Source organism: Cupriavidus sp. SK-4 (assembly GCF_000611125.1).
GTDB lineage: Bacteria > Pseudomonadota > Gammaproteobacteria > Burkholderiales > Burkholderiaceae > Cupriavidus > Cupriavidus necator.
Map to the genome: position 1 here is coordinate 52,408 of NZ_JFJW01000136.1, position 6,356 is coordinate 58,763.

The following is a 6,356-nucleotide window of genomic DNA, read 5'->3' on the forward strand; positions in this document are numbered from 1 at the left end:
CCGGACTACGCCACGCTGGCAAAGTCGCTGGCGCTGCGCCATGCCCGCGTGAGCAACCTGGCAGACGTGGGTGCCGCGCTGGAAGCGGCCACGGCCGAGTCCGGCCCGTTCCTGCTCGAAATCGACATGCTGTCGATCGGTTCCTTCAAGACCATCTTTGCCGGCCCCCCGGTGAACAAGGACAACGAAGAGCCGGCGCGCGAACAAACCACTGTCACCGCCTGAGGGAGACCGGAGATGCTGCATGTGTCCATGGTTGGCTGCGGCGCGATCGGCCGCGGCGTGATGGAATTGCTCAAGAGCGATCCCGACGTGGTGTTCGACGTGGTGATCGTGCCGGAGCACACGATGGACGAGGCCCGCGACGCGGTCACCGCGCTGGCGCCTGGCGCCCGCGTGGCGACGCACCTGGACGACCAGCGTCCCGACCTGCTGGTCGAGTGCGCCGGCCACCATGCGCTGGAAGAGCACATCGTGCCGGCGCTGGAACGCGGCATCCCGTGCATGGTGGTGTCGGTGGGCGCGCTATCGGAGCCCGGCATGGCCGAGCGGCTGGAAGCGGCCGCGCGCCGCGGCGGCACGCAGGTGCAGCTGTTGTCGGGTGCGATCGGCGCGATCGATGCGCTGGCCGCGGCGCGTGTCGGCGGGCTGGATGAAGTGATCTACACCGGCCGCAAGCCGGCTCGCGCCTGGGCCGGCACGCCGGCCGAGCAGCTCTTTGACCTGGATGCGCTGACCGAGGCGACCGTGATCTTCGAAGGCACGGCCCGCGACGCGGCGCGCCTGTATCCCAAGAACGCCAACGTGGCCGCCACGGTGTCGCTGGCAGGCCTGGGCCTGGACCGGACCTCGGTGAAGCTGCTGGCCGACCCGCATGCGGTGGAGAACGTGCATCACGTGGAAGCGCGCGGCGCCTTCGGCGGCTTCGAGCTGACCATGCGCGGCAAGCCGCTCGCGGCCAACCCCAAGACTTCCGCGCTGACGGTGTTCAGCGTGGTGCGCGCACTGGGCAACCGCGCGCACGCGGTATCGATCTAGTCCCGGCAGCCACGCCCCACAGACTTAGCAGGCAACGACAATGAAGACGCAAGAAGTACTCCCCATCTGCATCGCGGGCGAATGGCGCCTGGGGACCGGCGACCGCTACGGCACGCGCTACCCGGCCACCGGCGAAGTGGTGGCCGAACTCAACGCCGCCAGCCTGGCGGACGTGGAAGAAGCGGTGCAGGGCGCCCACCAGGCTTTCCTCACCAGCGGCTGGGCCCAGCGCAAGCCGCATGAGCGCGCCGCGGTCCTGTACCGCGTGGCCGAGCTGATCCGCGCCAAGGGCGAGCAACTGGCCCAGCGCCAGCGCCTGGACAACGGCAAGCCGATCAGCGAGACGCGCGCCCTGGTGGCCAGCGCCGCCGGCACCTTCCAGTTCTTTGCCGCCGCCTGCGAGACGCTGGAAGAAGCCATCACGCCGCAGCGCGGCGACTGCCTGACCATGAGCGTGTACGAGCCCATGGGCGTGGTCGCGGCGATCACGCCGTGGAACTCGCCGATCGCCAGCGAGGCGCAGAAGATGGCGCCGGCGCTGGCCGCGGGCAACGCCGTGGTGGTCAAGCCCGCTGAAGTCACCCCGCTGATGGCGCTGGAACTGGCGCGTATCTGCGAAGAGGCCGGCGTGCCCAAGGGCCTGGTCAGCGTGCTGCCGGGCAAGGGCTCGGTCATCGGCGACGCCATCACCAAGCATCCGCTGGTGCGCCGCGTGTCGTTCACCGGCGGCACCACCACCGGCAAGCACATCGCCCATATCGCCGCCGACAAGATGATGCCGGTCTCGCTGGAACTGGGCGGCAAGTCGCCGACCATGGTGTTCGACGATGCCGACCTGGATCACGCGGTCAACGGCGTGCTGTACGGCATCTTCAGCTCGTCGGGCGAGTCGTGCATCGCCGGCTCGCGCCTGTTCGTGGCGCGCTCGCAGTACGAGGCCTTTATCGACCGCCTGGCCGCCGGCGCCGCGCACCTGCGCGTGGGCGACCCGGCCGACGAGCGCACCCAGATGGGCCCGCTGATCACCGACCGCCATCGCGACAGCATCGAGTCGTACGTCGCCGCAGGCGTGGAAGAGGGCGGCCAGCTGCGCACCGGCGGCCTGCGTCCCGACGTGGCCGGCCTGCCCAACGGCTATTTCTACACGCCGACCATCATCGAAGGGCTGGACAACAACGCCCGCATCAGCCAGGAAGAGATCTTCGGGCCGGTGCTGGTCGCAATCCCGTTCGACGACGAGGACGACCTGATCGCGCAGGCCAACGACAGCGTCTATGCGCTTGCCGCGGGCATCTGGACGCGCGACTACAAGCGCGCCTGGCGTGTGGCACGCGCCGTGCAGGCGGGCAATGTGTGGATCAACACCTACAAGCAGTTCTCGATCGCGACGCCGTTCGGCGGCTGGCGCGACAGCGGCCTGGGCCGCGAGAAGGGACGGCTTGGCATCCTGCAGTACATGGAGCAGAAGAGCGTGTACTGGGGCCTGAACGAACAACCGCTGCCGTGGGCCAACCACTGAACCCGGCAGGCTGGAGAGAAGCAATGATCAAGGTATTGGGGATCGACGAGATCGTCTACGGCGCGGATGACTTTGACGCCTGCCGTGGCTTTTTCACCGACTGGGGCCTGGCCATCAAGCGCGACGACGCGCAGGGCCTGGATTTCGAAACGCTGAACGGCTGCCGCGTGCTGGTGCGCCGCATCGACGATGCCACGCTGCCGCCCGCGATCGAGGCCGGCCCGACGCTGCGTGAAGTGGTGTGGGGCGTGGAATCGCAAGCCTCGCTGGACGAGCTTGCCAAGGCGATTGCCGATGCGCCGGGCTTCGTGAAGCAAGGCGAGGGCGATACGCTGCGCGTGGGCTGCACCGACCCGAACGGCCTGGCGGTGCGTTTCCAGGTCACGCGCAAGCATGACGTGCAGGTCGAATGCGCGCTGATGAACACGTGGAACGACAAGCCGCGCCTGAACCAGCGCAGCCCGATCTACGACCACGCCACCCCGATCGAAGTGGGCCACGTGGTGTTCTTCGTCAAGGACGTCAAGGCCACGGAGCGCTTCTATGTCGAGAAATTCGGCTTCGTGCCGTCGGACCGCTACCCGGACCGCGGCGCCTTCCTGCGCTGCACGCCCGAAGGCGGCCACCACGACCTGTTCCTGCTGCAGCTGCCGGAACCCAAGAGCGGCCTGAACCACGTTGCCTTCACCGTGCGCGATATCCACGAGGTCTTCGGCGGCGGCATGCATGTCTCGCGCAAGGGCTGGGACACGCAGCTCGGCCCGGGCCGGCATCCGATTTCGTCGGCCTACTTCTGGTACTTCAAGAACCCGGCCGGCGGCCTGATCGAGTACTACGCCGACGAAGACCAGCTCGACGAACACTGGGAGCCGCGCGCTTTCGAGCCGGGCCCGACCATGTTCGCCGAATGGGCGATCGAAGGCGGCATCGACGGCAACACCCGCCGCCAGAAGAACGCGGGCGGACCGGCAGGCAAGTTCCTGACCGAGAAGCGGTAAGTAGCAGCAATCGAAGGAAGCAGCAATGAGTGCCCACCAGTCCCTGACCCTGCGCGTCCACGCCATGCGCTATGAAGCGCGCGGCGTGGTCAGCATCGAACTGCAAGATCCCGAAGGGAAGACCCTGCCCGAGTACAGCCCGGGCGCCCATATCGACCTGCACCTGGGCAACGGCCTGGTGCGCAGCTACTCGCTGTGCGGCGCGCCCGAAGCGCGCCAGCGCTACACCGTGGGCGTGCTGCTGGACCGCGGCAGCCGCGGCGGTTCGCGCTACGTGCATGAGCAGCTGCGCGTGGGCGCCACGCTGACCGTGGGCGCGCCGCGCAACAACTTCGAGCTGGACGAAAGCGCCGCGCACACCGTGCTGGTCGCCGGCGGCATCGGCGTCACGCCGATCGTCTGCATGGCGCGCCGGCTGGCCGAACTGGGCAAGTCGTTCACGCTGATCTACTGCGCCCGTTCGCGTGCCGAGGCCGCATTCGTCGAACAGCTGTCGGCCCATGGCGATGCCGTGCGCCTTCACTTCGACGACGAGGCCGGCGTGCCGCCGGACCTGAACGCGATGCTGGCCGGCCAGGACGTGCAGACGCACTTCTACTGCTGCGGCCCCGGCCCGATGCTGAAGGCGTTCGAGGCTGCCTGCGAAGCGCATGGCTACCCGAACGTGCACATCGAGCGCTTTGCCGCCGACCCCTCGACCGAGGCGGTGCAGGAGGGCGAGTACACCGTGTCGCTGTCGCGCACCGGCACCACCGTCAAGGTGCCGTCCGGCAAGTCGCTGCTGGACGCGCTGCTCGATGCCGGCGTGCAGATGGACTACAGCTGCCGTGAAGGCGTGTGCGGCTCGTGCGAGACCGCGGTGCTGGAAGGCTGCCCCGACCATCGTGACAGCGTGCTCAGCAACAGCGAGCGCGCCAGCAACAAGACCATGATGGTGTGCGTGTCGGGGTGCAAGGGCAGCAAGCTGGTGCTCGACCTGTAATCCTGCCGCACAGCCTTTGGACACCGATGGTGTTCCCCTCTCCCCTCATGGGGAGAGGGCAGGGTGAGGGGTGGTTTGGCAAGGCACCACGCCACCAGAACCGCCGCCCCTCACCCCCGGCCCCTCTCCCGCAAGCCGGAGAGAGGAGCAATCTTCCCGCATGCCGGGCCGCCCCAGAATCAAACCGAGAAATCCCGTGCTGACCCAGAGACAAGACGCAGCGTCCCCCGGCGCACCGGTGGCCGCCACCGCAGGTATCGTGACCACGGCCGACAGCGCCGGCCAGAGCGCGGCGGCGGCCCGCAGCGGCCCGCTCACGCGCGGCAATATCGTTGCCCGCATCGAGCGCATGCCGGGCAACGCCATGCATATCCGCGCCCGGCTGCTGATCGGCCTGGCCACCTTCTTCGATGGCTTCGACGTCATCGCCATCGCCGCCACGCTGCCGCTGCTGATCGCGCAGTGGTCGCTGACACCGGGCCAGATCGGCTTCCTGATCGCGGCGCCGTCAGTCGGCCAACTGGTCGGGGCGCTGTTGTTTCCGGGCCTGGCCGAGCGTTTCGGCCGGCTGCGCTCGATCGGCTGGAGCGCGGGCATCATCGGCCTGATGAGTATTGCCTGCGGCTTTGCGCCGTCGTTCGAGATATTCTTGCTGCTGCGCATCGTGCAGGGCCTCGGCCTTGGCGGTGAGCTGCCGGTGGCCGCCACCTATATCAACGATGTCACGCGCGCGCATGGCCGTGGGCGCTTCGTGCTGCTGTACGAGGTGGTGTTCCCGATCGGCCTGATGGTGTCCAACGGCGTTGGCGCCTGGCTGGTGCCGCATTACGGCTGGGAGGTGATGTACTTCATCGGCGGCGTGCCGCTGGTGCTGTTCTTCATCCTGCGCCGCGTGATCCCGGAATCGCCGCGCTGGCTGGCGGAGAAAGGCCGTCTTGAAGAAGCCGATGCCGCACTGCGTGCGTTCGAGGCGCGCGCCAAGGGTCCGCTGCCGCCGCCGGTCAATGCCGGCAGCTACGACCGCATGACTCAGCACCCGCGCCGGCGCGTGCGTGACCTGGTCAGCAAGGCCTACCTCGGCCGCACGCTGGCGGTATGGATGTTGTGGGCGACCTGCGGCTTTATCCAGTACGGGCTGTCGACGTGGCTGCCCACGGTCTACAAGACCGTCTACCACGCGCCGCTGCAGCTGGCGCTGAACCTTGCCGCCGGTGCCTCGGTGCTGGGCATGGTCGGTTCGCTGGTGTGCGCAATGATCGTCGACAAGGTGGGCCGCAAGCCGGTGATCAACGTGTCGTTCCTGCTGTGCGCGCTGTCGCTGGTGCTGGCGGGGGTGTTCCACGCTTCGAACGTGTATGTGGTAGCGACCTTCTGCGCGCTGGCGATGGGCTTCCTGGCCAGCGGCTTTATCACCGCCTATGTCTATACGCCGGAGCTGTATCCGACCAGCGTGCGGGCGATGGGGTGCGGGCTGGGTGGGGCGTGGCTGAAGCTGGCGGCGATCTTCGCGCCTGGCCTGATCGCCAGCACCATTGGCAGCGGCAACCTCAGCGTCGCCTTCTTCGCGCTGTCCGTGGTGCCGGCGCTGGCGGCTGTCACCGTGCATTTCCTTGGCATCGAGACCAAGGGGCGGGTGCTGGAGGAGTTGGAGGTGTGAGTTTGGGGGGCGCGTTGTCATGTGGACGGCTTGTGGCTCTTGGCGGGCGTAGGCAAGAAACGCGTCGCCTGGGCGGCTGGCCATCCATTCCACGGCGTTGGTGGTTCGACCCTGCTACGCACCCTGTCTGGTGCCTACGTCGACGGACTATTGGACGAACCC

5 protein-coding genes and 1 pseudogene are annotated in these 6,356 nt (G+C 68.0%); all 6 read left to right on the top strand.

What is annotated here, in order from left to right; translation table 11 throughout:
* Nucleotides 1-225, top strand: a pseudogene (locus CF68_RS38725) (hypothetical protein); the annotation flags it as partial.
* Nucleotides 226-237: 12 nt separating this feature from the next.
* Nucleotides 238-1,038: an aspartate dehydrogenase gene (locus CF68_RS27350; RefSeq protein ID WP_035825062.1), complete on the top strand. Its 801-nt coding sequence runs from the start codon at nucleotides 238-240 to the stop codon at nucleotides 1,036-1,038.
* 40 nt (nucleotides 1,039-1,078) lie between these two features.
* Nucleotides 1,079-2,557, top strand: coding sequence for an aldehyde dehydrogenase (locus tag CF68_RS27355; RefSeq protein WP_035825065.1), 1,479 nt, complete (start codon nucleotides 1,079-1,081; stop codon nucleotides 2,555-2,557).
* 23 nt (nucleotides 2,558-2,580) lie between these two features.
* A complete protein-coding gene (locus CF68_RS27360; RefSeq protein ID WP_035825067.1) occupies nucleotides 2,581-3,555 on the top strand; it encodes a VOC family protein in 975 nt (324 codons plus the stop codon).
* Nucleotides 3,556-3,580: 25 nt separating this feature from the next.
* Nucleotides 3,581-4,537, top strand: a complete 957-nt coding sequence (locus CF68_RS27365; protein WP_035825069.1) for a PDR/VanB family oxidoreductase — start codon at nucleotides 3,581-3,583, stop codon at nucleotides 4,535-4,537.
* A 238-nt stretch (nucleotides 4,538-4,775) separates the two neighbouring features.
* A complete protein-coding gene (locus CF68_RS27370) occupies nucleotides 4,776-6,194 on the top strand; it encodes an MFS transporter (protein ID WP_035825072.1) in 1,419 nt (472 codons plus the stop codon).
* Nucleotides 6,195-6,356: the final 162 nt, after the last annotated feature.

Bases quoted from the DNA above. Each gene is read 5' to 3' on its own strand.
- CF68_RS27365 (WP_035825069.1), top strand. From the start codon at position 3,581: ATGAGTGCCCACCAGTCCCTGACCCTGCGCGTCCACGCCATGCGCTAT.
- CF68_RS27360 (WP_035825067.1), top strand. From the start codon at position 2,581: ATGATCAAGGTATTGGGGATCGACGAGATCGTCTACGGCGCGGATGAC.
- CF68_RS27355 (WP_035825065.1), top strand. From the start codon at position 1,079: ATGAAGACGCAAGAAGTACTCCCCATCTGCATCGCGGGCGAATGGCGC.
- CF68_RS27350 (WP_035825062.1), top strand. From the start codon at position 238: ATGCTGCATGTGTCCATGGTTGGCTGCGGCGCGATCGGCCGCGGCGTG.